The organism is Psychrobacillus sp. BL-248-WT-3 (assembly GCF_012843435.1).
In the GTDB taxonomy this organism is placed as follows: domain Bacteria; phylum Bacillota; class Bacilli; order Bacillales_A; family Planococcaceae; genus Psychrobacillus.
Window position 1 is genome coordinate 25,843 of sequence record NZ_JABAFC010000027.1, and the last position, 26,894, is coordinate 52,736.

A 26,894-nucleotide genomic window follows, 5' to 3' on the forward strand; every position below is an offset into this window, starting at 1 on the left:
GATGTCAAAAGCATATGAAAAAGCTGGTGTAAATATTGAAGCTGGCTATGAAGCAGTTGAACGCATGAAATCACATGTCGAACGTACAGCTAGAAAAGGAATCATGGGTACTTTTGGTGGCTTTGGAGGAATGTTCGACTTATCTTCTTTAAATTATAAAGAACCAGTCTTAATCTCTGGGACTGATGGTGTAGGAACAAAGCTTAAGCTTGCCTTTATGATGGACAGTCACGACACAATTGGTATCGATTGTGTTGCTATGTGTGTAAATGACATCGCTGCACAAGGAGCAGAGCCTTTATTCTTCTTAGATTATGTAGCGGTAGGTAAGGCAGTACCAACTCGTATCGAACAAATTGTAAAGGGCGTTGCAGATGGATGTGTTCAGTCTGGTGCAGCCTTAATAGGCGGAGAAACGGCAGAAATGCCAGGGCTTTATGAAGAGAATGAGTACGATTTAGCGGGGTTTGCTGTTGGTGCTTGTGAAAAAGCAAAAATAGTAACAGGTGAGCAGATTAGCGAAGGAGATGTATTAGTTGGTATAGCCTCTAGTGGTGTTCATTCCAATGGATATTCTCTTGTACGTAAAATAGTATTTGAAGAGCAAGGGTATACAACAGATACGATAGTGGAGGGTTTTGAGGACCTTGGAGAAATTGGCAAGGCTCTCTTAACTCCTACTAAGATTTATGCAAAACCAGTAATGGAGTTACATCAGCAATTAAACATCCATGGTATGGCACATGTAACTGGCGGAGGATTCTATGAAAACCTCCCACGTATGATGCCAGAAGGGTTGGCAACTGAAATAGATCTTGGTTCTTGGGAAGTGCTACCGATATTCCAATTCCTCAAGGAAAAGGGGCAGCTGACTGATAGAGATCTTTATAATGTATTTAATATGGGAATTGGCTTTGTACTAGCTTTAACTGAGGAAGAGGCAGAAAAGGCGATTGCTATAGCTGAGACTCATGGAGAAAAAGCATACACAATCGGTCGTGTGGTAAAAGGGGAAGGCGTACTATTCAACGGAACACATGACGGGAGTTTAGTGTAATGAGTACAGGTCCAAAGTTTGCCGTCTTCGCTTCAGGAAGCGGCACTAATTTTCAAGCAATCTATGATGCGGTTAGGACGGGTAAGCTGGTAGGTGAACCCGTCTTAGTTGTAACAAACAGACCAGATGCATATGTTGTGGATCGTGCAAAGGCAGTAGGAATTGAAACGCTAATATGTAAGCCATCCGATTTTTCTACAAAGGAAGCTTATGAGCAGGATATTTTAAACGAATTACAAGAGTTACAGGTAGAATGGCTAGTGCTTGCTGGTTACATGAGATTGGTTGGCAATGTGTTACTGGATGCATATCCGAATCGTATAGTTAATATTCATCCTTCCTTGTTACCCGCCTTCCCTGGAAAAGACGCTATCGGTCAAGCGATGGAGCATGGAGTGAAGGTTACAGGAGTTACTGTACATTTAGTAGATGCTGGCATGGACACTGGACCTATATTATCTCAATGTGCAGTAGAGGTTGTTGCTGATGACCGAGAGAAGACTGAGGAAAGAATTCATGCAGTAGAGCATGAATTATACGTAAAGGCCTTGCAACAGCTGTGGAGCTAGCCGACCTTGCTTTCTGCCAGCATAGAGCTTATGGAAAGATAACTTATTTAAAAATTAGGACCAATAGATCACAGATTTGCGCTTTCGGCGGACGCTTTCCGTGGGGTGAGCGATAAGCCATCCCCCGTCGCTTACGCGCGTGGTTGGGATGTCTTATCTGTCTCACTCTTCCCACTGGAGTCGCCGCCTACAGCTTTAATCACATGTAGTGCAGGTAGGGAAATTAGAAGGGCAAAGTTAAATTAATCCTTTATTTTATGTTATGCATGAAACTTAACATATTTAACTTTCACTAGAGGGGCTAACGAATAATTTACAATTGCTGTGGAGCTACCCCCGTACTTTTCATTTAAATATTTAATATCGATTTTTCAAAAAATTAGGAGGAATTATTGTGTCTAAACGTGCGTTAATCAGTGTATCTGATAAATCAGGAATTCTTGAGTTTGCAAAAGAGCTGGAACAGCTTGGGTATGAAATTTTATCAACTGGAGGTACCAAATCATTTTTAGAGAAAAATGGAGTTGCTATTACCTCTGTTGACCAAGTAACTAATTTTCCAGAGATTTTGGATGGTCGAGTAAAAACATTAAACCCAATGATTCACGGTGGATTACTAGCAAAGCATGATGATCCCTCTCACCAAGCTCAATTAGAAGAACATAACATAACCCCAATCCAAGTGGTTTGCGTAAACCTTTATCCTTTCCGTGAAACTATTTCAAAACCTGATGTAGCATTTGAAGATGCTATTGAAAACATCGATATTGGTGGACCGTCTATGCTACGCTCAGCAGCTAAAAATCATCAGTATGTAACAGTAGTTACTGATACAACTGATTACGAAGAAGTGTTAAGTCAGCTAAAAGAAACTGGAGAAACTACTATTGAAACACGTCGTAGACTTGCAGCTAAAGTATTCCGTCACACAGCAGCTTATGATGCGTTAATCGCAGATTATATGACAAATCTTACGGGAGAAGAATTCCCTGAGCTATTAACTCTTACATATGAGCGTAAGCAAGCTTTGCGTTATGGAGAAAATCCTCATCAACAGGCTGCATTCTACAAACGCCCACTTGGTTCTGATTTCTCGATCGCATCTGCTAAGCAATTACACGGTAAGGAGCTTTCTTATAACAATATCCAAGATGCAAATGCTGCTATCCAAATTGTTAAGGAATTTGAATTGCCAGCTGCAGTTGCTGTGAAGCATATGAATCCATGTGGAGTAGGTACAGGAAACACAATTTCCGAGGCATTCCAAAAAGCTTATGAAGCAGATTCTACATCTATTTTTGGAGGAATTGTGGCTTTAAACCGTGAAGTGGATGCTACTACTGCTAAAACATTAGCAGGCATTTTCTTAGAGATTATTATTGCTCCGTCCTTCTCCGAGGAAGCCATTGCAATGCTAACTGCTAAGAAGAACATTCGTCTTTTAACTATTTCCTATGAGCAAACGAAAAAAGACAAATGGAATACGGTCTCAGTAGAGGGTGGATTATTAATACAATCTCCAGATACTTACGGGTTAAAGGATGCAGATGTTCGAGTAGTTACAGAACGTCAGCCTACAGAGGAAGAATGGAAATCGATGACATTGGGATGGAATGTAGTAAAGCATGTTAAATCTAACGCCATCGTGGTAGCGAATGAAGAAATGACAGTAGGTGTAGGAGCAGGCCAGATGAACCGTGTAGGATCTGCTAAAATCGCTCTTGAACAAGCAGGTGATCTTGCAAAAGGAGCTAGTCTTGCATCAGATGCTTTCTTCCCTATGAATGATACGGTAGAGGCAGCTGCCAAAGCTGGTGTTACAGCAATTATTCAAACTGGTGGATCTGTGAAAGACCAGGATTCAATTGATAAAGCTAACGAGTATGGAATTGCGATGGTATTTACTGGCGTGCGCCATTTTAAACATTAAGGAGGCTTCCCACATTCATGAATATTCTTGTTATTGGTAGTGGAGGGAGAGAACATGCTATTGCTAAGCAGTTCCATCTATCTCCGTCTGTTCAGAAAGTGTTTGTAGCACCTGGGAACGCAGGGATGGAAAAGGACGTTCAAATTGTTCCGATTGATACGTTAGCTTTTGACGAGTTAGCCAATTTCGCAAAAGAAAACAAGATTGATTTAACGTTTGTCGGACCAGAACAGCCTCTTGCAGAAGGGATTGTAGATTTCTTCGAAGGTCAAGGCTTACGTATATTTGGCCCAACGAAGGCTGCCGCACAAATTGAAGGAAGTAAAACTTTTGCAAAAGAATTAATGGACAAATACAAAATCCCAACAGCTGCTTATGAAACATTTACAGAGGTAGACAAAGCAAAAGAATATATTGAACGTCTTGGAGCTCCAATTGTTGTGAAGGCGGATGGTCTTGCTGCTGGGAAAGGCGTAGTAGTTGCGATGTCGGTTGAAGAGGCGACAGCCGCAGTAGAGGACATGATTGGTAACCAATTGTTTGGAGAATCTTCCTCTCGTGTTGTTATAGAAGAGTTTTTAGATGGAGAAGAATTTTCATATATGTCCTTTGTCCATAACGGGGCTATTTATCCAATGGTAATAGCACAGGATCATAAACGTGCTTTCGATGGGGATGAAGGCCCGAACACCGGAGGGATGGGTGCATATTCCCCTGTGCCACAAATCTCTAAGGACGTAATAGAGACTGCTTACCAAACGATTGTGGAACCAACCGTTCAAGCAATGACTGCAGAAGGTTATCCTTTCACAGGTATTTTATATGCTGGTCTTATCCTGACAAAGGAAGGTCCAAAAGTTATCGAATTTAATGCTCGTTTTGGAGATCCTGAAACTCAAGTAGTTCTTCCTAGAATGAAGAGTGATTTTGGTGAATTTATGGAAGCGTTGATGGAAGGAACGTCTTATCATGTAGAATGGTCCGACGAGGCAATGTTAGGTGTAGTAATTGCTGCTGAGGGATATCCAATGAATCCGGCAAAGGGTGCAGTGATTCCTAATTTAGATTATTTGACTGAAGAGGGACTACACATATTCCATGCAGGTACGAAGTTGCAGGATGGTGAGCTAGTAGCAAACGGTGGTCGTGTCTTATTAGTAGCGGGAAAAGAAGCAACCTTAAAGGCTGCACAGCAAAGTGTCTATGAAAAGCTATCTAAAACAGAGTGGAATGGTTTATTCTATAGAACCGATATTGGTTGGCGAACATTTAAATAATTTGTAAAGAATGTCCGGTATAAGCTTGGACATTCTTTTTTTAGAAATGTGCGAGAACAGATTGTACTTCTCACGGAAGGTAATGTTTCATTAAGTGATAATACCTAATAATAGCAAAATGGAACATTTAACCACTTGTTTTAGTTTAGAGAAGCTAATGGACTTTGAAAGTGATACTAAGTCGGATCTTTATTTCCTATATACGTATGATTGAAGCGACAGGCGGGCCTTAAGTAGAGCTTGCTTATCGCTCACACCACAAAAAATTATTCGCTAGATAAGTGGGAATCTGCCATCACGTGTTAGTTCTAAACAATGACCTTTTTAAAATTTATCATAATTTCCTTTAAGGAGACTATTATATAAGAGAAGGCTATGCAATAGATATTCTAAACTATCATATGCAAACTTTACTTGTCTTTAAAATAGAGATTATTCGGTCGATAAATATAGTAGCAGATAAATTTACCTATTTGTTTATCAGAATTTACAAAAAATATAATTCAACACTTTGATTTACTAAAGTACTGTGCTAGTATTATTTTTATGAATAGAATATACGGGAAGGAGAAGGGTTACATGCATTATCCAATATGGAAAATCGAACATATAAGGCATCAAATAGAAGTGGTCAACGGTACAAAAGCACCCGACATTCTTATTAAGAATGCTACTTACTTACATAGCCATTTGAAAAAGTGGATAAGTGGAAACATTTGGATTGTCAAAGACCGCATTGTTTATTCTGGGTCTGAAACACCTCTAATTACGGATGAAACTGAAGTATACGATGCTGCGGGGCAAAAGATTGTACCTGGTTATATTGAACCCCATGTACATCCATTCCAGCTTTATAATCCACAAACATTTGCAGATTACGCTTCACAGCTTGGAACCACAACATTTATATCAGATAATTTAATCCTTTTCCTGATGCTTGAAAATAAGAAAGCGTTTTCAATAATGGATGAGTTAAAAAAATTACCCTTTTCTTTTTATTGGTGGGCTCGATTTGATTCCCAAACAGAATTAGAAAATGAAGAGCAACTTTTTAACTCCAAAACAGTAGGAGAATGGATCAATCGACCGGATGTCATTATGGGTGGTGAGCTGACGGGATGGCCTAGATTACTATCCGGAGATGACCAGATGCTGTATTGGCTTCAGCAGGCTAAAACCAAAGGAATGAAAATCGAAGGACATTTTCCTGGTGCATCCGAGAAAACACTTGCTAGAATGAGATTATTAGGGGCAGACGGTGACCATGAGTCTATGACAATCGAGGAAGTAGAAAGACGGATACTGCATGGTTATGCAGTTACCTTACGTCATTCTTCCATTCGTCCAGATTTACCAAACCTACTAAAGGATATTTTAGAGAAGGATCTACGTATCTTTGATCATTTAATGATGACTACAGATGGTTCGACACCATCTTTTCATACTGACGGTGTAATGGACAAATGTATCCAGGTAGCATTAGATGCAGGTGTAGATCCGATTGATGCGTACTTGATGGCGTCATTTAACGTTGCAAAGTACTATAATCTTTCAAATTTACATGGTGTTATTGCAACAGGTAGACTTGCAACATTGAATTTCCTAGAGGACGAGCGAAATCCTGTCCCAATCGCCGTTTTATCAAAAGGAGTATGGTTAAGAAAAGACGGAGAAAAAGTTCGTGGATTAGAAGAGGTAGATTGGTCTAATATGCCGCCGCTTCAGCTAGACTTCGATTTAACGGATAGCGATTTTCAATTCTCGATGCCATTTGGTATTGAAATGGTGAATGACGTCATTACTAAGCCTTATTCTATTAGTGTTGATACAACGGACAATGAATTGTCTCAAAGTCACGACCAAAGCTTCCTGCTACTTATAGATAGAAATGGTAAGTGGAAAGTATCTACTTTAATCAAAGGCTTCGCAACGTCCTTAATGGGATTTGCTTCTTCCTATTCGAATACTGGGGATATATTATTGATTGGGAAGAGTAAAAAAAGTATGATGCAGGCCTTTGATGAAATGAAGAAAATGAACGGCGGGATCGTCATTGTAGAAGATGACCAGGTTGTCTGTTCAATCAGTCTTCCAATAGGTGGAGGGCTTTCTGATAAGCCAATGGAAGAGCTTATAGAAGAAGAGATAGTGTTAAAGAGAGAACTAGCTAATAGAGGATTTAAGCATGGGGATGCTATATACACACTGCTGTTTTTACAATCTACTCATTTGCCGTATGTCCGTGTAACTCAAAAAGGGATATTCGATGTGATGAAGAAGAAGGTTTTATTTCCAGCAGTAATGAGGTAGGAGGCTTTAGCGTGTTAAAAAAATGGGGAATGATTGCTGTTGTTTGTGTTTTACTTTCAGGGTGTTCAAAGGAAGCAGTAATAGAGGAAGTAGTTGCTGAAGATATTAAAGAAGAGGTAGAGGAGAGTGTGGCTGAAATAATTGAAGAGGAACCGACAGTCTTGCCGTTCAATGCTCCATTTACTGGGGTTGGATCAGAAGAAGAGCTAAAGCAAAGACCAGTTATGGTAACTATCAATAATCATCCACAAGCACGACCGCAATCTGGGATATCTCAAGCAGATCTAGTTTATGAAGTCATTGCAGAGGGAAATGTTACTCGATTTTTGGCGGTTTTTCAAAGTGAGATTCCAGATAATATTGGACCAGTTAGAAGTGCTAGAGATTACTTTGTAGAGCTATCCAAGGGGTTAGATGCCTTTTATGTGGCGCATGGCTATAGTCCAGATGCACAGAAAATGTTAAACGCTAGAGTAGTAGATAATATAAACGGTATGCAGTATGATGGAATCTACTTTAAGCGTTCAAAAGAAAGAAAAGCACCACATAATTCTTATATTTCAGGTGAGAATATTTTAGCTGGAGCAGAACGAGTAGGGGCTTCAATGGAATTGAACAAAATACCGACCTTCTCTTTCTTAGAATCTATAGATGGTGCGAAGATTGGAAATCCAGCTTCCAATATAACTATTCGCTACGGGAATGGTACTAGCTTTGAGAACGAATATAATTATGTTTCAGACGAAGGGATTTACGAAAGAAAGTCTGCTGGAGTGCTTACAACCGATAAGGAAAACGAGACTCCTGTAAAACTTTCAAATCTTATTTTTATGGAAATCCCACATAAAACCATTGATAATTCTGGGCGTCAGCAGTTAACATTAGCTAATGGAGGAAAAGCATATCTTTTCCAAGCCGGTATTATGAAGGAAATAGAGTGGAAAAATATAGAGGGCATATTGGTCCCTATGGATAATGGTGTACCAGCAAAGCTAGTTCAAGGGAAAACATGGATTAGTATTGTTCCGACAAATCCTGGGATAGAAAATATGGTTAAGTATATACCGTAAACGACTAAAGAAAGGAATGAATACATTGCAGATTGAAAAAATTAAAGGTAAACAAACAGACCAACTATTCAATGCTATTCTGCAGTTAAAGGATATAGATGAGTGCTATCGATTTTTTGACGACTTATGCACGATTAGCGAAATTCAATCACTTGCTCAGCGATTTGAAGTAGCCCATTTGCTTCGTTTAAAGAAAACTTATGAATCTATTAAAAAAGAAACTGGTGCAAGCACTGCTACTATTTCACGTGTTAGACGAGCATTTGATTATGGCAATGATGCGTATGACGAAATGCTAGATAGATTATATCCAGACGAGAAACCAGTGTTAAATAGAAAAGAGTAATAGAGAAGAGCTCTCTCCGAAACTTATTCGGGAGAGTTTTTTTGTTTGTTAAGAGAAGTACCAGGGGAGGGTTGATTTATGATGCAAATAAATCTTTATATCAGAAAGTAGAATTGATTTCCGCACCAGCCGGACGCTTTCCGTGGGGTGAGCGATAAGCCATCACCCATCGCTTACGCGCGTGGTTGTGATGTCTTATCTGTCTCACTCATCCCACTGGAGTCGCCGTCTGGCGCTCCAATCAATAAATGGGAGCGGCTTTAATGCATCGATAAAGTGCTTATAAATTTACTCGCATTAACAAAAGACGAAAACGGTCACCAAACCCGATTCATAATCTATTTATTTTCTTAATAGTCAGTTGAATGACACTTTTTTAGTTTATACAGTCACTATAAAAAAAGAAATGTTAATCAAAATCAACCAATAACTTTAACAAAACTAATTTTTATTACAAATTTGGATTCCTCATGGCTTATGAGCGATGTCAGCAGGTATTTTTGGTATAATGGAGTAATGTTATCAAACAACAATTGTGTAGGTGAAAAAATGGATTATAAAGAGTGGAGACATATATTTAAGCTAGACCCTGCGAAGGAGATTTCTTCTGAGGCATTAGAGAGGGTATGCGAATCTGGAACAGATGCTATTATTATTGGCGGTTCTGATGGCGTGACCTTAGACAACGTAATAGATCTATTAATGAGAATTCGTAGATACGCAGTTCCGGTAGCGTTGGAAGTTTCTACGATAGATAGTATAACCCCTGGTTTTGATTTTTATTTTATTCCTAGTGTTTTGAACAGCACCGATACGAGATGGGTGAAGGACCTACATCATAAGGCAACAAAGGAGTTTGGTGAGGTTATGAATTGGGAGGAAATAATCCCAGAAGGCTATTGTATTTTAAACCCTGACTGTAAGGCAGCTAAGTTGACACAAGCGGAGCCAGTTGAAACAATCGATGATATAATTGCCTATGCTCAAATGGTAGAGCATATGTTTAAATTCCCTGTCTTCTATATGGAATACAGCGGAAAATATGGTGACGTTCAAACTGTAGCCAAGGTAAGATCTGGTTTAAAACAAACCCAGCTCTTTTATGGTGGGGGCATTAAAACAGAAGCACAAGCCCGCGAAATGGCTGCCTTTGCACATACCATTATTGTAGGAAACCAAATCTACGATAATTTGAATGAAGCGTTGAAAACTGTTAATGCAGTAAAATGAATTGAGGAAATAGATAGCCAAGGGTATAATAGAAAGAACAAATGTTCTTGTAGAGGAAGTGTAGTAAAGTATGGAACTTATAGCTAAAACCCTATTAAACGGGATGAATAAAGAGCAAGAGGAAGCAGTGAAATCAACTGACGGTCCACTACTGATTATGGCTGGAGCTGGATCTGGTAAAACAAGAGTGCTAACACATCGCATAGCCTATTTAATCGTGGAAAAGGAAGTTTATCCTTCTAAAATATTGGCCATTACCTTTACCAACAAAGCAGCCCGTGAAATGCGAGAGCGTATCAATAGTATTTTAGGAGAAGGCACTGGAGAAAGAATGTGGGTTTCTACGTTTCACTCGATGTGTGTACGTATTTTAAGAAGAGATATCGATCGAATTGGTTATTCTAAAAGTTTCTCTATATTAGATACTTCTGACCAGCTGACAGTTATTAAAGGTATTTTGAAGGATTTGAATATTGATACGAAACAATATGATCCTCGCTCAATGCTGAACGCTATTAGTAGTGCAAAAAATATATGTATTGATGCAGACACATATAAGTCTCAGATGAATGATTCCAATCCTTTTGAGAAAACAGTAGCAAAGGTATATGAAGGCTATCAAAAACGTCTGAGAAAAAACCAGTCGCTAGACTTCGATGATTTAATCATGACTACCTTGACATTGTTTAAGCGAGTGCCGGATGTATTGGAATACTATCAAAATAAGTTTCAGTATATCCATGTAGATGAATACCAGGATACGAACAAGGCTCAATACGAGCTAGTTCAAATGCTTGCAAACAAGTTCAAAAACATCTGTGTTGTAGGTGATTCCGATCAATCTATATATCGCTGGCGCGGAGCGGATATACAAAACATCCTTTCCTTTGAAAAGGACTATCCAAACGCGAAAGTGATTATGCTGGAGCAAAACTATCGGTCATCTCAAAGAATCTTAAAAGCAGCAAATGACGTCATTTGTAATAACCAAAGTCGTTATCCAAAAGTGTTGCGAACTGAAAACCTTGAAGGTGAAAAGATTGAGTTGTTCCGTGCAAATGAAGAGCAGCAGGAAGCTCAATATGTTGTTCAAAAGATTCAAGAGCTAATAGAAACAGAAAACAGAACGCTAAACGACTTTGCTATCTTATATCGAACGAATGCCCAGTCACGTGTGATGGAGGAAGTGCTCGTTAAATCGAACATGGCCTATACGATTGTTGGAGGTACCAAGTTCTATGATCGGAAAGAGATTAAAGACTTACTTGCCTATCTACGACTGATCGCCAATAATGATGATGATTTATCACTTGCTCGAATTATTAATGAGCCTAAGCGAAATATAGGAGCAACCTCATTTGACCGAATAGCGAGATATGCTATAGAACAGGATCGTTCCATTTTAGACGCTTTAAACGAGGTAGACTTCATGGGATTACCTGCTAGAGCAGTGAATTCTGTAGTTGGCTTCCATGGACTCATTCAAAACCTAACTCAAATGCAGGAATTCCTGTCGGTAACTGAAATTGTGGAGCAGGTATTAGAGAAAACTGGTTATAAAACGATGCTAAAAAATGAAAAGACAATTGAAGCAGAAAGCCGTCTAGAGAATATCGAGGAGTTTTTATCTGTAACCAAGGCCTTCGAAGAAAAAAGTGACGATAAATCCCTTGTTGCATTTTTAACAGACTTGGCGCTCATTTCAGATATTGATAAGCTCGATGAAGATGAGGACAAGTCACAGGGAAACATTATCCTGATGACAATGCATGCTGCTAAGGGACTGGAGTTTCCTGTAGTATTTATCATTGGAATGGAAGAAAATATTTTCCCACATGCTCGCTCTATTGGAAACGACGAGGAGATGGAGGAAGAACGTCGCTTAGCATATGTAGGTATTACTCGTGCTGAGGAAAGATTATTTATCACATGTGCACAAGCACGAACTATATTTGGACGCAGTAGCTTTAACAGTCCCTCACGTTTCATCGCGGAGATTTCAGATGAAATTATTGAGGTTGTTGGGTGGTCCAGAGATATCCGCAAAAACAAAAATAGAGATGCAAAAGTGATTGCACCAGTACCACGTGCTGCTGTGTCTAGACCGGCGTACCAGTCTACTGGTGGAGAGCGTTTAGGCTGGCAGGTTGGTGACAAGGCTTCGCACAAAAAATGGGGCGAAGGTATGGTTGTCAGCGTTCGTGGCGATGGTGAGAATACAGAGCTTGATATTGCTTTCCCAAGTCCGACTGGGATCAAGCGATTACTAGCTAAATATGCACCGATTGAAAAAGTATAATTTTCTTAGCGGAGGAAAATCGATGGATAAATTAGAAAGAGTAAAAGAGCTTCATAAAATATTGCATGACTATAGCTACTCATACTATGTATTAGATAAACCAACAGTACCCGATGCTGTTTATGATCAATATTTGCATGAGCTGATTGCACTAGAGGAAGAAAATCCGGACTTGATTTTCCCGGATTCTCCTACTCAGCGTGTAGGTTTAACTATAAGTGAAGGATTCAAAAAGGTTACCCATGCCAATCCAATGCTAAGTTTATCCAATGCATTTAATGAAGAAGATATTAGGGATTTTGACAAACGTATACGAAACATTATTGATGAGACACCGGTCTACGTATGTGAACTAAAAATAGACGGACTTGCTGTTTCACTTTTATACGAGAATGGACAACTCGTTCGTGGAGCAACTCGTGGTGATGGAACAACAGGTGAGGATATCACAAGTAACATTAAAACGATTCGTGCTGTCCCTTTACGTTTACAGGAAAATGTAACGCTAGAGGCTAGAGGAGAGGCGTATATGCCTAAATCTTCTTTCCTAAAGCTAAATGAACAACGAGCAGAAGATGGGTTAGAATTATTTGCAAATCCGCGCAATGCAGCTGCTGGTTCCTTGCGTCAGCTAGATCCTAAAATTGCAGCAAGCCGTAATTTGTCCATGTTCATTTATGGCATGGGGGGAGACGGAGAAGAGTTTAATATTGACGATCACTCGGAAGCACTTAAGTATATGAGAAAGCTAGGATTACCTACTAATAACGAAACGAGAGAATGTCATTCCGTTGAAGAGGTTATGGCTTTTATTGAAGAATGGACGACCAAAAGAAATGATATTCCTTATGAAATAGATGGAATTGTAATTAAGGTGAATAATTACTCGCAGCAAGAGGAGCTTGGCTTCACAGCTAAAAGTCCACGTTTTGCTATTGCCTACAAATTCCCTGCTGAAGAGGTAGTTACGACGATAATTGGAATCGACCTAACAGTGGGACGAACTGGTGTAGTTACTCCAACTGCATTGTTAGAACCAGCACAGGTGGCAGGTACAACAGTACAAAGAGCTTCCTTGCATAACGAGGATCTTATTCGCGAAAAGGATATACGAATAGGCGATCGAGTAATCATTCGAAAAGCTGGGGACATCATCCCAGAAGTAGTGGGAGTAATCCTTCAAGAAAGAAAGGATAATCTAGTCCCTTATGAAATGCCAACAAACTGTCCTGCATGTGATAGTGAACTGATACGTATTGAAGAAGAGGTCGCTCTACGATGTGTTAATCCGCAATGTCCAGCTCAAATTCGTGAAGGAATTTATCACTTTGCTTCCCGCAATGCGATGAATATAGAAGGTCTAGGTGGTAAGGTTGTAGAACAGCTTTATAGAGAAGAACTTATAAAGGATGTTTCGGACTTATATAAGCTTACGATCGAGGACTTGGTAAAGCTAGAACGAATGGGTATGAAATCTGCTACTAATCTTGTCGAGGCTATTACAACTTCAAAATCCAATTCAATGGAGAGAGTGTTATTTGGATTGGGCATACGCCATATTGGTGAGAAGGCAGCAAAAATTCTTTCAGAAAAGTTTCTAGATTTTGATGCACTAATGCATGCTACACGAGATGAAATTACTGGCATTCATGAAATTGGTGAAAAGATGGCAGATTCTCTTGTAACTTATTTTGAACAGGAAGAGGTTCAAAAGCTAATTGAGCGATTAAAAGAAGCAGGATTAGCAATGAGATACACAGGTAAGGTTATTGATGCTGCTACAATGGAAAACAGTCCATTTGCCGGTAAAACGGTTGTCTTAACAGGGAAACTCACACAATTGACACGTCCAGAGGCAAAAGAAAAAATAGAATCATTAGGTGGTAATGTAGCTGGCAGTGTAAGTAAAAAAACAGACTTAGTTATTGCAGGAGAGGATGCTGGATCTAAGCTAGAAAAGGCTACTAGTCTTGGTATTGAAGTCTGGGATGAGCAAAAGCTATTGGACCATTTAGAAGGATAAAAGGAGTTAAAAGCATGACCAAAAAATATTTAGTGTTAGCTCTTTTGATTTTGGCGTTAGTTATAACGGGATGTACTCCGAATCAAAAAAAGGATACAGAAGTTGTGCAAAATACGGAGGAAGAAGCGAAAACAGTCGTGATTCCAAGTCTTCAGCTGGATGAAAACTATTATCGTACTTTGATGCCGTATGAAGAGAGCGCAAGCAGAGGCTTAGTTGTCTCAAACCTTAACACGAAATACGACATGAAAGAAGTAGAATTAGGTCTCTTTCGTATTTCTCAAACAGAATTTTCCCCAGATAAGTATATGTTCCAAGAGGGACAATACTTAAAAAAAGACACCTTGCAGAAATGGCTGGCCAGAGAAGGTCAAACAAAGGAAGGGCTAAATCCGAATGATGAAGGCCTCACAGGAGAAGAAAAAGCATTAAAAACTCCTGTTTATATCACTCATATTGTCGAACAAAACTATTTAGAGGTAGTGGACAATAAAGCTAGGTTAGCGGGAGTATCTGTAGGTCTTTCCTTAAATTCAATTTATTATTATACAAAGGAAGAATATGGGGCAGTCTATGAACAAGCCCTAACAGATGAGCAAATCAAGCAGAATGGGGAAAGAATAGCTGAAGAGGTTGTTAATCGTATGAGAAAAATAGCTGGCCTGGAAGAGGTACCTATTGTTGTAGGTTTGTTTAAACAAAATAGTAATAATGCTATTGTTCCAGGTACTTATTTTGAATACGGTGTTGCTTCTAAAGGTGGCAACCTGTCTGATTGGAAGCCTATCAATGAAGAATATATTATGTTCCCGTCTTCCGAGGCTGAAAAAAAATATCGTGACTTAAATACAGTCTTTAGTAACTTTAAGCGGGATGTGGAAGAGTATTTCTCTAATTATACTAGTGTTATTGGCACAGGATACTTTAAGGACGAGCAACTACAGAAGCTAACTATTGAAATACCAATACAGTTTTTCGGTTCTGCAGAGTTAATTGGATTTACACAGCAGCTTGCGGGATATATGAAAGCCAATTTCCCTGCTTCAATGAATGTAGAAATTCAAGTGAACTCATTGGATGGTGCTGAGGCATTGCTAGTTAAAGAGGCTGGTGAAGAGGACGCATTTGTTCATATCTATAACCATTAAGGAAACGATGCGTACTCTGTTCAACTAGTGTGAAAAATGATATGATTATTGTTATGGTTTATTGAATTCGGAGGTGTAAAAATTGGCGAATATTTCAAAAGAAGAAGTAAAACATGTTGCGCATTTAGCTAGACTTGCTATTACTGAAGAAGAAGCGGAGATGTTTGCAGAGCAACTAGCTGCAATTACTAAGTTTGCAGATGAGCTGAACGAATTAGACACTACTGATGTAGCTCCAACTACTCATGTATTACCATTAGTAAATGTGCTTCGTGAGGACAAATCAGTACCTGGCTTAGAGCGTGAGAAAATGATGAAAAATGTTAAAGAAGAAGAAGCAGGACAAGTAAAAGTACCAACTATTATCGAATAAGAAAAAGTTAGGAGGGCATCTGATGACATTATTCAAACATTCAGCAGTAGAACTTCAAGATTTGATCAAAAAGAAAGAAGTATCTATTGAAGAGCTAACTGCTGAATCCTATAAAAGAATTAATAAAGTGGACGGAGAAGTTCAAGCTTTTCTAGCATTAAATGAAGAGCAAGCAACTGCTCAAGCAAAAGAAATGGATCAAGTTCCTTTCGAGGAAAGAGGCCCCCTTTTCGGAATGCCAATCGGAGTAAAAGACAATATCGTAACAGAAGGTATTGAAACTACTTGTGCAAGTAAAATTTTAGAAGGCTTTAACCCTATTTATGATGCAACTGTTGTACATAAACTACGTGATGCTGGATTAATAACAATTGGTAAGTTAAACATGGATGAGTTCGCAATGGGCTCTTCGAATGAAAACTCTGCCTTTAAAAACACAAGAAATCCTTGGAATTTAAATCATGTACCTGGTGGATCTTCAGGTGGCTCGGCTGCAGCTGTAGCAGCAGGAGAGGTACCATTTTCATTAGGATCTGATACTGGTGGATCTATTCGTCAGCCAGCTTCATTCTGTGGAGTTGTAGGGATGAAGCCTACATATGGCCGAGTATCACGTTTTGGATTAGTGGCATTTGCTTCTTCATTGGATCAAATTGGACCTGTTACACGTAATGTAGAGGACAATGCCTTTTTACTAGAGGCTATTTCTGGTTTAGATGCAAGTGACTCTACTTCTGCAAATGTGGAAGTACCAAGCTTTACTAAATCATTAACAGGCGACATTAAAGGACTTCGTATTGCTGTTCCTAAAGAATATTTAGGACAAGGTGTTGGAGAAGCATCTAAGCAATCTGTTCTTGACGCACTAAAAGTTTTAGAATCACTTGGAGCAACGTGGGAAGAAGTATCGTTACCACATTCTAAGTACGCTTTAGCAGCTTACTATTTATTGTCTTCTTCAGAAGCTTCCTCTAACTTAGCTCGTTTTGACGGAATTCGTTATGGCTTCCGTGCAGACAACGTAGAAAACTTAATGGAGCTTTATAAAGAAACTCGTGCACAAGGCTTTGGTGATGAAGTAAAACGTCGTATCATGCTAGGAACTTATTCACTTAGCGCTGGTTCTTATGACGCTTACTACAGAAAAGCACAGCAAGTACGTACTTTAATCAAGCAAGACTTTGACAATGTATTTGATAAGTACGATGTTATCATTGGACCAACGACACCAACTCCAGCATTTAAAATTGGGGAAAATGTTAAGGATCCATTAACGATGTATGCCAATGATATTTTAACAATTCCAGTAAACCTTGCTGGCGTCCCTGGAATTTCTATTCCTTGCGGATTCTCAGACGGTCTACCACTAGGATTACAAATTATCGGTAAATACTTCGATGAAGCAACTATCTATCGTGTGGCACATGCTTATGAGCAAGCAACAAGCTTCCATAAACAAACTCCGCAAATATGGGAGGGAGCAAAATAATGAATTTTGAAACGATTATTGGATTAGAGATTCATGTAGAGTTAAAAACAGACTCTAAAATGTTCTCACCAGCACCAGCTCACTTTGGAGCAGAACCAAATACAAATACACATGTAATTGACCTAGGTTACCCTGGAGTATTACCTGTTGTTAATAAAACAGCGATTGAGTGGGGCATGAGAGCCGCACTTGCACTTAATATGGACATAGCGCCTATTACTAAATTCGACCGTAAAAATTACTTCTATCCGGATAATCCAAAGGCTTACCAAATCTCTCAATTTGACAAGCCAATCGGTGAAAATGGTTGGGTAGAAATTGAAGTGGGCGGAGAAAAGAAACGTATTGGTATTACTCGTCTTCACTTGGAAGAGGATGCAGGAAAGCTTACACATACAAGCAATGGATACTCTCTTGTTGACTTCAACCGTCAAGGTACTCCTTTGATTGAAATCGTATCAGAGCCAGACATCCGCACTCCTGAGGAAGCGTATGCTTACCTAGAAAAGGTTAAATCAATTATCCAATACACAGGAGTTTCTGACTGTAAAATGGAGGAAGGTTCTCTTCGTTGTGATGCGAACATTTCCTTACGTCCATATGGTCAAGAAAAATTCGGGACGAAAACAGAGCTTAAAAACTTAAACTCCTTCAACTTTGTTCGTCGTGGTCTTGAGCATGAACAAATTCGTCAAGCAGAGGTTCTATTATCAGGTGGGGTAATTCCACAAGAAACTCGTCGCTATGATGAGTCAACTGGTAAAACACTTTTAATGCGTGTTAAAGAAGGAGCGGATGATTACCGTTACTTCCCAGAGCCAGACTTAGTGCAAATTGTCATTGATGATGCTTGGAGAGAACGAGTTCGCTCTGAAATTCCTGAGCTTCCAGATGCACGTAAAGTTCGTTATATCGAGGAGCTAGGCTTACCTGCATATGATGCAATGGTACTTACCTTAACAAAAGAAATGTCTGATTTCTTCGAGGAAACGATCGCCCTTGGTGCAGATGCGAAGCTAGCATCTAACTGGTTAATGGGTGAGGTATCTGCTTATCTAAATGCAGATCAAAAAGAATTAAAGGATATCAAGCTTACTCCTTCTAATCTGGCTGGCATGATTAAGCTAATCTCAGATGGTACCATTTCTTCTAAAATCGCGAAGAAAGTATTTAAAGAGCTTGCGGATAACGGCGGAGATGCTGCTGAAGTAGTAAAAGCTAAAGGCTTAGTACAAATTTCAGACGAAGGCGCTTTACGTGAAATCGTAACGGCTACTTTAGATGCTAACCCACAATCGATTGAAGACTTTAAAAATGGTAAAGATCGTGCCATCGGCTTCCTAGTAGGACAAATTATGAAAGCAACAAAAGGTCAAGCGAATCCACCTCTTGTTAACAAAATCCTAAACGAAGAAATCGTGAAACGATAAAATCCTAAAGATAATCATAGCGAGTAAGTGATCAGATTTCCTGACCACTTACTCGCTTTTTTGATGCATGTTAGCAAAAGCTTCTCCGCATTTAGCTACTTATCAAAGCTGTAAATATATTTAATTTTATAATTATAGATGCTATGATGAGATAATATTTGAGAAAGGGTGATGGGGATGGAGCTATGTTTTATCGGCGGGGGACATGTTTTAAAGGGTGAGCTTGATGACATTTTTGAAGAATTAGAGTGTAAAATTAGTCCGAATGCGAAAGTATTGGTCGTACCCTTTGCAACAGATGAATCTAGATACGAAAGTTGGATGGAAAGCCTGCAGCAGGCGTTTACACGCATTCCAAACGTGACGCTTGGTTTATTGCATGAAAAGCTACCAAAAGAAGACATGATTAATATGATGGAAGAGTATGATGTTCTTTATATTATAGGAGGACAACCTGAGCGTTTACTTCAGGTTATTTTGGATAAAGAGCTGACTGCAGCAATTAGTAGTTTTCCAGGATTAATGATTGGCTATAGCGCAGGTGCATTAGCTTTTTGCACAGACTGCATATTAACAAAGGATGAAGACTACCCCGACACAATTATTTTGCAGGGATTAGAATTAGTCGATTTTAGTGTAGAGGTTCACTATCGCCCAGAATCAGATGATGAGCTGCTGACTCTTTCTAAGGATAGACCAATCTATGCTCTCCCAGATGGCAGTGCAATCTTCTATAAAAACGACACCATACATACGAGAATAAATGAAGTCATTACCTTTAAGGACGGGACTAAGAAAAACTGTCTCAGCCAGTGAGGGCGTTATGGACTTGGACCGACCGATTATGAGGAGAAACCGACCGATTATCGTGCAGGACCGACCGATTATAAGAGAAAACCGACCGATTTTTAGCCAGAACCGACCGATTATTGCATATAACCGTCCGATTATAAAAAAACACCCCTGCAGACAGGCTAGTGCAGGGGTGTTTCTATCCTTAACCGGTAAACACCTGATCATTTGGATATTTATATTTAACCTTTTTCGGTTTAGTTAAGATGAAAAATAACGTGAGTGGTCCAATTCTGCCTAAGAACATCAACACACAAATGAATACCTTGCCTAACTCTGAAAGCTGAGAGGTAATGCCCATTGAGATACCAACAGTTCCGAATGCGGAAAACACTTCAAATAGCAAAGGGAGCAGAGGAAGCTGCTCTGTTATAGTTAAAGCAAAAGCAAATATAAAAACGGTTGCTAAGCTAACTGTGCTAATAACGAGAGACCTAATAATTATTTCTCGTGAGATGGACCTTTTAAATAGCACTGGATCCTCCTGCTGACGGAAAAATGCAAACGTTGCTGCTATGATGACAATAAAGGTAGTAAGCTTTATGCCAGAAGCCGTAGAGGCACTACCTGCACCGATAAACATGAGAAGCATTGTGAATAATAGAGATGGGTCCTCCATTTGGCCATAATCGATCATATTAAAGCCTGCCGTTCTTGGAGTTACTGCATTAAAGTAGGAGGTCATTATCTTCTCGAAGATTCCCATTTTGCCAATTGTATCATTATTATTAAACTCTAAGATTAAAAGAATAAGTGTAGCTATTGTATTTATTATTAATGTGCCCACGATCATAAGCTTGGTATGTAGTGACCATGCACGAAATTTATTCTTGCGAGAGATATCTATTACTACGACAAATCCAATTCCTCCAATGATTATTAGACTAGTAATAATCAATATAACTAGAGGATCACTAGTGAAGCCCATTAAATTGTCCGGAAACAAAGAGAAGCCTGCATTATTAAAAGCAGAAATTACGTGAAACAAACTATAATATAATGCATCTCCAAAGCCAAACCTTGGTATCCAGTGGAGTGTTAAGAAGACGATAGCAATACTCTCTGTAAGAAGAACAAATAAGAGAATATGCTTAGCTAGTTTGACGATACCTCCAATAGAAGGCTGATTAAAAGATTCCTGCAAATAAATTCGGTGCTGCAAACCAATTTTTTTGCGAAGAAGAATAAGTATAGCGACTGCAAACGTCATTAACCCAATACCACCACATTGAATTAAGACTAGTAAAACAATTTCCCCAAACATGGTTAGAGTACTACCAGGATCAAAAACACTGAGACCTGTAACCGTGGTAGCTGATGTAACTAGAAAGAATGCATCTACCCAAGAAATCGGAGTTGTCGTAGCAAAAGGAAGCTTCATCAAAACTGTTCCTAGAAAAATTAAGGTGGCAAAGCTACTTGCAATCACAACAGGCGGTGAAAAAGAGAGCTTTTTCTCCATTGGGACACTTCCTTTTATTGGATGTAAAATAATAACTACTTTAATCCTGAACAGGTCGCCTGTCAACAACTTGTTTGAAACAAGTGGCTAAAGAAAGTATACTTAAGGAAAAAGGGGGATTTTTCATTGAAAACTGAACAACAATATTTTGAAGAAGCTAAAACCTTAGAGCAGTATATGAATGATATGACTACCAAAAAAGAGGAATCCTTTCGTATATACGACCAATTTCAAGTTCCAGCGGATGATGAATTCATTGAGATATTAAAAACAGAAAAGCCGCATATATTAGTTATCACAGAAGACTGGTGCGGTGATGCCATGATGAATAATGCTATCGTACGAAAGATTGCAGAAGCTGGAAATTTGGACATTCGCACTGTCTACCGCGATGAGAATCTAGAGCTGATGGACCAGTACTTAACAAATGGAGGGCGCTCCATTCCAGTTTATTTATTGTTAAGTCAGGACGGAGAAGTAATTTCTAAATGGGGTCCTCGTGCTGAGATGGTTCAAAAATTTGTGATGGAAGGAAGAGCCAAGTTTCCTGATAAGGAAGACCCGGCATTCGAAGATATCCAAAAGAAATTTTATGAGCAAATGACACAGGAATTTATAGCAAACAAAGAGTTTCACTTGGCAGTTTACGAAGAAATTCGCAGTAGCTGGTTGCCTATTCTTCAAAAATAAGCGAATCGCATATTTAAGGGAGTCGGCTTTAGTCGGCTCTTTCATATGTTAGGAACTTTTTGTGAGGAAATAGAGTCTTTATAATGAAGAAATTGTAAAGTAGAAAGGAAATCCGTATGAAGCGTGCAAGAATTATCTACAATCCTACCTCAGGGAGAGAATTATTTAAGAAACATCTTCCAGAAGTTTTGGAGGCTTTAGAAATAGCTGGATATGAGACGTCCTGCCATGCAACGACTGGTGAAGGAGATGCAATTAGTGCAGCAAAAAAAGCGGTAGAAAATAATTTTGATATAATTATTGCCGCTGGGGGAGACGGAACACTGAACGAGGTTGTTGCTGGTGTAAGTGAATTTGAAAATCGCCCGAAGATTGGTCTCATTCCAATGGGAACGACAAATGATTTTGCTCGAGCAGTTCATATTCCTCGGGATATTAAACGCGCAGTAGATATTATCGTACAGGGTGATACTATTCCAGTGGACGTTGGTCAAGTAAACGACCGTTATTTTATTAACATTGCTGGCGGAGGAAGAATTACAGAGCTTACTTATGAAGTTCCTAGTAAATTAAAAACAATGCTTGGACAACTAGCCTATTACTTAAAAGGAATTGAAATGCTTCCATCGATTAATGCCACGAAGGTTCGAATTGAATATGATGGGGAAGTATTCGAAGATGAAGCGATGATGTTCCTTGTGGGTCTAACCAACTCTGTAGGGGGCTTCGAGAAGCTTGCTCCAAATTCAAGTATTAATGATGGGAACTTCTCGTTGCTTATCTTAAAGAAAGTAAATATTGCAGAGTTTATAAGACTTGCCACTTTAGCTATTCGTGGAGAACATTTAGAAGATCCTCATGTCATTTATAAAAAAGCCCAGCACATTAAAGTGACCTCCGAAGATAAGGTTCTCTTAAATCTGGATGGAGAGTATGGGGGAACTATTCCTGCCACATTCCAAAACCTATATAGACATATAGATGTCTTTGTTCCAATCGATGAGATTCGTGAGCAAGATAGACCATAAAATGAAGCGGTTTTGACAAAACTCTCCTCAACATAATAAGGCCTCGAAAATTTTACGATTTAGTAAAGTTTTTGGGGCTTTTATTCTAATTATCTGTAGTGTTCTTCGTAACTGCGTACGCTTTTTCAGGAGCACTTCTCCATACAACTTATTCGAAAAAAGGTAATCATCCTTGAATGTTAGACTAAATAGAACAAATAGAATTTGAACGCTAAAACTGATACGATCAGATGCTTTACTTCAAAAAGGAGTAAAGCCTTTTTTTATTGAACAAACGTAAGCATACTAATGGATTCAAAAAGGGGGAGATGCATTGCATCCAGTTTATTTTTGACTTTCCTCTCTAAAAGGTTATGAATCCAATAATATTGGGAATAATTTAATAATATATCTGAGCAACATAAAGGAGGAATGGTTAGTGTATAAGAGACAAGAGAGATACTTAATGTGGCTCGCCTTTGTAGTGGCAGGTATTATGATACTATCTATTGCTGGAAGAATTTTTGGAGGGTGAGGAGAGTCAAGTATGGGAAATGCTGATTCAGTTTTCTATAGTCGTGTCTTAACGGAGTTAACCTTATCTTTTCATATTATTTATGCGACAATCGGTGTTGGAGTTCCACTAATGATTATGATTGCTCAGTGGGTTGGTATAAAAAAGAATGATGAACATTACATATTACTAGCAAGGCGCTGGGCAAGGGGATTTGTTATTACGGTTGCCGTCGGTGTAGTAACTGGAACAGCAATTGGAATGCAGCTTTCCTTATTATGGCCGAATTTTATGGAGTTAGCCGGCAATGTGATTGCCCTACCCTTGTTTATGGAGACCTTTGCTTTCTTCTTTGAGGCTATTTTTCTTGGAATTTATCTTTACACTTGGGATCGTTTTGAAAATCAGAAGAAGCATTTATTATTGCTTATACCAGTTGCAGTAGGGGCTTCCTTTTCCGCAGTGTTTATCACGATCGTAAATTCTTTTATGAATTCACCGCAAGGATTTGACATGGTAAATGGGCAAATGGTGAACATTAATCCAATCCTAGCAATGTTTAACCCTGCGATGCCTACGAAGGTAGCCCATGTAGTGGTAACCGCATATATGACATCTGCTTTTGTACTGGCTTCCATTGCAGCCTTCCGTTTGTTAAAGGGTTCTAATCATGTTTATCATAAAAAAGCTTTGTATTTAACTGTAAAATTAGGATTAATCTTTTCAATTGCAACTGCTATTATAGGCGACTTTTCCGGAAAATATTTAGCGGAGTATCAGCCGGAAAAACTAGCAGCTGCCGAATGGCATTTTGAGACACAGGAAAATGCTGAACTTGTTTTGTTTGGAATATTAGATGATGGGGAAGTGAAATATGCTATTAAGGTACCTTATGCCTTGAGTATATTAGCTTACTCTAACCCAACTGCAGAGGTTATTGGATTGGATCAGTTCCCAGTGGATGAAAGACCTCCACTTTATATCCATTATCTTTTTAATATTATGGTAGTAATTGGGATGGGTCTGGCAGCTCTCTCCGCATTTTATTGGTTAGGTAAACGTTTAAAGTGGTCCTTTGTAGATTCTAGGTTGTTTCGATGGCTTCTCGTCTTAGGAGGACCTGCTGCTATTATTGCAATTGAGGCAGGTTGGTGGCTAGCGGAGGTAGGAAGGCAGCCTTGGATATTAAGAGGAATCATGAGGGTGGAGGATGCAGCAACAACAAGTGGGCAGGTAGATTTTATGTTAGTTCTGTTTGCTGGCCTTTACTTAGTTCTTGGAGTTGGAAGTGTTGTAGTACTTACTCGGATGTTCCGTAGAAATCCTGTTGAACAGGAGATAGAGGATAGAAAATCAGATAAAGGCGGTGATATTACATGAGTTTAGAGATTATTGGTCTCACCGTTCTATGGGCTTTTCTATTTGGTTATGTAATAGTAGGCTCCATTGATTTTGGTGCCGGCTTCTTTAATGCATATAGCTTAATAACTGGTAAACAACATATACTGAGCAATATTATTCAACGATACTTATCCCCAGTATGGGAGGTAACAAATGTATTTCTCGTATTTTTCTTCGTTGGTATTATTGGTTTCTTTCCTAAGACTGCCTACTATTATGGAACTACTCTTCTCGTACCTGTGGGCATAGCATTAATATTGCTTGGCATCAGAGGGTCCTACTATGCCTTTGAAACGTATGGATCCAGAGGACACAAAGGGTATTCTTTTATGTATGGTTTATCTGGATTGTTACTACCGGCTTCATTATCTATCGTACTAACTATTTCAGAGGGTGGTTTCGTTGATATGATCAACGGATCACCAAGTTTAAATTATGATGCCTTGTTCACTAGTCCGTTAACTTGGTCTATTGTCGCCTTAAGCTTGACCTCTGTTTTGTATATTTCCGCAGTTTTTTTAACTTGGTATGCCAATAAGGCAGGGGACCCAAAAGCAACTCAACTGATGAGAAAGTACGCATTGATTTGGTCTTTTCCAACGATTATAACTGCAGGCGGAATAATGGTAGAATTACGCTCACACAATGTGGAGCATTATAATAATATGCTTGATATTTCGTGGACGTTTGGTTTGTCCTTCCTCCTGTTCTTAGGTACCGTTTGGTTACTGTGGAAAAAGAAAAAATATGGTCTAGCATTTGGACTTCTAGCAGGACAATTTTTAATCGCTTTTTTTGCTTATGGGTATTCTCATTTACCGTATTTACTTTATCCATACTTATCTATACACGATAGCTTTACAAATGAGGCCATGGCAATTTCATTAATCATTGCATTTGTTCTAGGGCTAGCCTTATTAATCCCCTCCTTATATTTGTTACTAAAGTTATTTCTATTCAACAAAGATTATGTTAAAGGGAAAAAGAAAAATCACGCTTAGGAGGAATGAACGTTATGATGGAATTCCTAATATTTTATGCTCCCTTCATCGTACTGATTGGCTCCATTATTATAGCCTTCTGGGTATCTACCATGGATGGACCAGTAAGAGATGAATAATTGTCCAGGACCTCAGGTTGGGGTCTTTTTTTCTGCTCATTTCCTTCCCAGGTGTTAAAATAAGCTTAGAGAGGTGGAGAAATAAATGAAGTATGACGTAATATTGTTCGACTTGGACGATACCTTATTCGATTTTGGAATGACCGAAAGAAATGCATTCCATCAGTTATTTTTAGAATATGGACTGCCAAACGGTTTGCAAGATTACTTAGGCAGCTACAAGACAATTAGTAAGGTTTTATGGGAAGAATTAGAACAGGGCGTTACAACGCTAGAGCTACTTAAAATAGAGAGATTCAAACGTTTATTTTTAGAACATAATCTAAAGTTAGATCTGGAAGCAGTAAGTCATAAGTACATAGAAAATCTAGGTAGAGAAATTCACTTAATATCTGGGGTGGAGGAAATGCTGGCTAGTCTGGCTGGATGTCGTTTAGCTATATTAACAAATGGATTTCAAATTGCTCAGCATGCTAGGATCAAAGGTTCACCATTGAAGGATGTATTTGAAGCTATCATCACCTCAGAAGAAGCTGGTTATCAAAAGCCACAGCCTGCTATATTTGAATATACATTTAAGAAATTAGGAATAACAGAAAAGTCTAAAGTATTGATGGTTGGTGATTCTCTTACTTCTGATATACAAGGCGGAAACCAATTTGGAATAGATACATGCTGGTTTAATCCAAACCAAAAGGAAAACACAACAACTATAATACCAACATATGAAATAGAGAATTGGAGTCAGCTCAATGGAATTGTGAATGGTCAATTAATAGAGAAATAAATTAGAAAAACTCCCATTTAGTTAAAATAATTTTTTAAAATCTTCCAAATAATGTATACAATATTTCCAGTATATGCGATAATAATCTTATAACAATATTATTGTTAAAGACATAACCTGGAGTTGACCATGTTTGTGATAGCACGTAACACAAATGGTGTTACAGAAGTGTTGAAAAACTCAAATAGCCAAATGGTAAAAGTATTTTATGATTATGAAGAGGCAGAACGGTTTGTAACTCGATTAAACAAAAGTGTATTACCTAATAAACACTGGTCTGTTATAGAGGATTCGTCTATATTAAAGTTAAATGAGTAAGGAATGATTCCTTACTTTTTTTGTTGTTTAGGAAATTATAAAATTCGGAACCTGTGCCTTGCCCCTCGGGGTCAAATGGATAAAAGCTCCGGTGGCTGAGGAGCTGCCTCCTCGCTTTTCCCATTTGTCTGTCGGGGCAGTGACAGGCGATTCCGCTTTTCTTGATGTCTAGCTTCATCGCCTTGCCCCTCG

At 38.8% G+C, this 26,894-nt stretch carries 23 protein-coding genes; 22 read left to right on the forward strand and 1 reads right to left on the reverse strand.

Annotated features, from left to right (window positions below; genetic code table 11):
• The first annotated feature begins 1 nt into the window (after position 1).
• From purM to HF876_RS13405, 15 genes are all read left to right on the forward strand, one after another.
• A complete protein-coding gene (purM, locus tag HF876_RS13335; RefSeq protein WP_169360554.1) occupies positions 2-1,057 on the forward strand; it encodes a phosphoribosylformylglycinamidine cyclo-ligase in 1,056 nt (351 codons plus the stop codon).
• Positions 1,057-1,626 (forward strand): phosphoribosylglycinamide formyltransferase, encoded by a 570-nt coding sequence (purN, locus tag HF876_RS13340; protein ID WP_169360555.1) that lies wholly within the window; start codon positions 1,057-1,059, stop codon positions 1,624-1,626. The genes purM and purN overlap by 1 nt, the downstream gene beginning before the upstream one ends.
• Before the next feature lie 394 nt (positions 1,627-2,020).
• On the forward strand, positions 2,021-3,556 hold the full coding sequence (purH, locus tag HF876_RS13345) for a bifunctional phosphoribosylaminoimidazolecarboxamide formyltransferase/IMP cyclohydrolase (RefSeq protein WP_169360556.1): 1,536 nt from the start codon (positions 2,021-2,023) through the stop codon (positions 3,554-3,556).
• Between the two features lie 17 nt (positions 3,557-3,573).
• Positions 3,574-4,833 (forward strand): phosphoribosylamine--glycine ligase, encoded by a 1,260-nt coding sequence (gene purD, locus HF876_RS13350; RefSeq protein WP_169360557.1) that lies wholly within the window; start codon positions 3,574-3,576, stop codon positions 4,831-4,833.
• A gap of 579 nt (positions 4,834-5,412) precedes the next feature.
• Positions 5,413-7,143, forward strand: coding sequence for an adenine deaminase C-terminal domain-containing protein (locus HF876_RS13355; RefSeq protein WP_169360558.1), 1,731 nt, complete (start codon positions 5,413-5,415; stop codon positions 7,141-7,143).
• 11 nt (positions 7,144-7,154) lie between these two features.
• Positions 7,155-8,213 (forward strand): DUF3048 domain-containing protein, encoded by a 1,059-nt coding sequence (locus HF876_RS13360; RefSeq protein WP_251556574.1) that lies wholly within the window; start codon positions 7,155-7,157, stop codon positions 8,211-8,213.
• A 25-nt stretch (positions 8,214-8,238) separates the two neighbouring features.
• Positions 8,239-8,559, forward strand: coding sequence for a YerC/YecD family TrpR-related protein (locus tag HF876_RS13365; RefSeq protein ID WP_169360559.1), 321 nt, complete (start codon positions 8,239-8,241; stop codon positions 8,557-8,559).
• Between the two features lie 549 nt (positions 8,560-9,108).
• Positions 9,109-9,789 carry a heptaprenylglyceryl phosphate synthase gene (pcrB, locus tag HF876_RS13370; RefSeq protein WP_169360560.1) on the forward strand — a complete coding sequence of 227 codons (681 nt, stop codon included), beginning with the start codon at positions 9,109-9,111 and terminating at the stop codon, positions 9,787-9,789.
• Between the two features lie 70 nt (positions 9,790-9,859).
• Positions 9,860-12,088 carry a DNA helicase PcrA gene (gene pcrA, locus HF876_RS13375; protein ID WP_169360561.1) on the forward strand — a complete coding sequence of 743 codons (2,229 nt, stop codon included), beginning with the start codon at positions 9,860-9,862 and terminating at the stop codon, positions 12,086-12,088.
• A gap of 22 nt (positions 12,089-12,110) precedes the next feature.
• Complete coding sequence (gene ligA, locus HF876_RS13380) at positions 12,111-14,111, forward strand: NAD-dependent DNA ligase LigA (protein WP_169360562.1); 2,001 nt, start codon at positions 12,111-12,113, stop codon at positions 14,109-14,111.
• 14 nt (positions 14,112-14,125) lie between these two features.
• Positions 14,126-15,259, forward strand: a complete 1,134-nt coding sequence (locus tag HF876_RS13385) for a CamS family sex pheromone protein (protein ID WP_169360563.1) — start codon at positions 14,126-14,128, stop codon at positions 15,257-15,259.
• 82 nt (positions 15,260-15,341) lie between these two features.
• A complete protein-coding gene (gatC, locus tag HF876_RS13390; RefSeq protein ID WP_169360564.1) occupies positions 15,342-15,632 on the forward strand; it encodes an Asp-tRNA(Asn)/Glu-tRNA(Gln) amidotransferase subunit GatC in 291 nt (96 codons plus the stop codon).
• Between the two features lie 22 nt (positions 15,633-15,654).
• Positions 15,655-17,121, forward strand: a complete 1,467-nt coding sequence (gene gatA, locus HF876_RS13395; protein WP_169360565.1) for an Asp-tRNA(Asn)/Glu-tRNA(Gln) amidotransferase subunit GatA — start codon at positions 15,655-15,657, stop codon at positions 17,119-17,121.
• Positions 17,121-18,551, forward strand: a complete 1,431-nt coding sequence (gatB, locus tag HF876_RS13400; RefSeq protein WP_169360566.1) for an Asp-tRNA(Asn)/Glu-tRNA(Gln) amidotransferase subunit GatB — start codon at positions 17,121-17,123, stop codon at positions 18,549-18,551. Before gatA ends, gatB begins: the two co-directional genes overlap by 1 nt.
• A 177-nt stretch (positions 18,552-18,728) precedes the next feature.
• Positions 18,729-19,367, forward strand: a complete 639-nt coding sequence (locus HF876_RS13405; protein WP_169360567.1) for a Type 1 glutamine amidotransferase-like domain-containing protein — start codon at positions 18,729-18,731, stop codon at positions 19,365-19,367.
• A 181-nt stretch (positions 19,368-19,548) separates the two neighbouring features.
• Here the strand turns inward: HF876_RS13405 and HF876_RS13410 are convergent, their stop codons facing one another.
• A complete protein-coding gene (locus tag HF876_RS13410) occupies positions 19,549-20,865 on the reverse strand; it encodes a TrkH family potassium uptake protein (RefSeq protein ID WP_169360568.1) in 1,317 nt (438 codons plus the stop codon).
• Positions 20,866-20,991: 126 nt separating this feature from the next.
• Between HF876_RS13410 and HF876_RS13415 the strand changes: the two genes are divergently transcribed.
• The 7 genes from HF876_RS13415 to HF876_RS13440 all read left to right on the forward strand — a co-directional run bounded on the left by HF876_RS13415 (position 20,992) and on the right by HF876_RS13440 (position 26,702).
• Positions 20,992-21,555, forward strand: a complete 564-nt coding sequence (locus HF876_RS13415; protein WP_169360569.1) for a thioredoxin family protein — start codon at positions 20,992-20,994, stop codon at positions 21,553-21,555.
• 116 nt (positions 21,556-21,671) lie between these two features.
• Positions 21,672-22,583 carry a diacylglycerol kinase gene (locus HF876_RS13420; RefSeq protein WP_169360570.1) on the forward strand — a complete coding sequence of 304 codons (912 nt, stop codon included), beginning with the start codon at positions 21,672-21,674 and terminating at the stop codon, positions 22,581-22,583.
• 526 nt (positions 22,584-23,109) lie between these two features.
• Positions 23,110-24,456, forward strand: coding sequence for a cytochrome ubiquinol oxidase subunit I (locus HF876_RS13425; RefSeq protein ID WP_169360571.1), 1,347 nt, complete (start codon positions 23,110-23,112; stop codon positions 24,454-24,456).
• On the forward strand, positions 24,453-25,478 hold the full coding sequence (locus HF876_RS13430; RefSeq protein WP_169360572.1) for a cytochrome d ubiquinol oxidase subunit II: 1,026 nt from the start codon (positions 24,453-24,455) through the stop codon (positions 25,476-25,478). Before HF876_RS13425 ends, HF876_RS13430 begins: the two co-directional genes overlap by 4 nt.
• A 14-nt stretch (positions 25,479-25,492) precedes the next feature.
• Positions 25,493-25,597 (forward strand): cytochrome bd oxidase small subunit CydS family protein, encoded by a 105-nt coding sequence (gene cydS, locus HF876_RS19380; protein ID WP_445678175.1) that lies wholly within the window; start codon positions 25,493-25,495, stop codon positions 25,595-25,597.
• A gap of 85 nt (positions 25,598-25,682) precedes the next feature.
• Positions 25,683-26,384 (forward strand): YjjG family noncanonical pyrimidine nucleotidase, encoded by a 702-nt coding sequence (locus HF876_RS13435; RefSeq protein ID WP_169360573.1) that lies wholly within the window; start codon positions 25,683-25,685, stop codon positions 26,382-26,384.
• Between the two features lie 135 nt (positions 26,385-26,519).
• Positions 26,520-26,702 carry a hypothetical protein gene (locus HF876_RS13440; RefSeq protein ID WP_169360574.1) on the forward strand — a complete coding sequence of 61 codons (183 nt, stop codon included), beginning with the start codon at positions 26,520-26,522 and terminating at the stop codon, positions 26,700-26,702.
• Positions 26,703-26,894 lie beyond the last annotated feature (192 nt).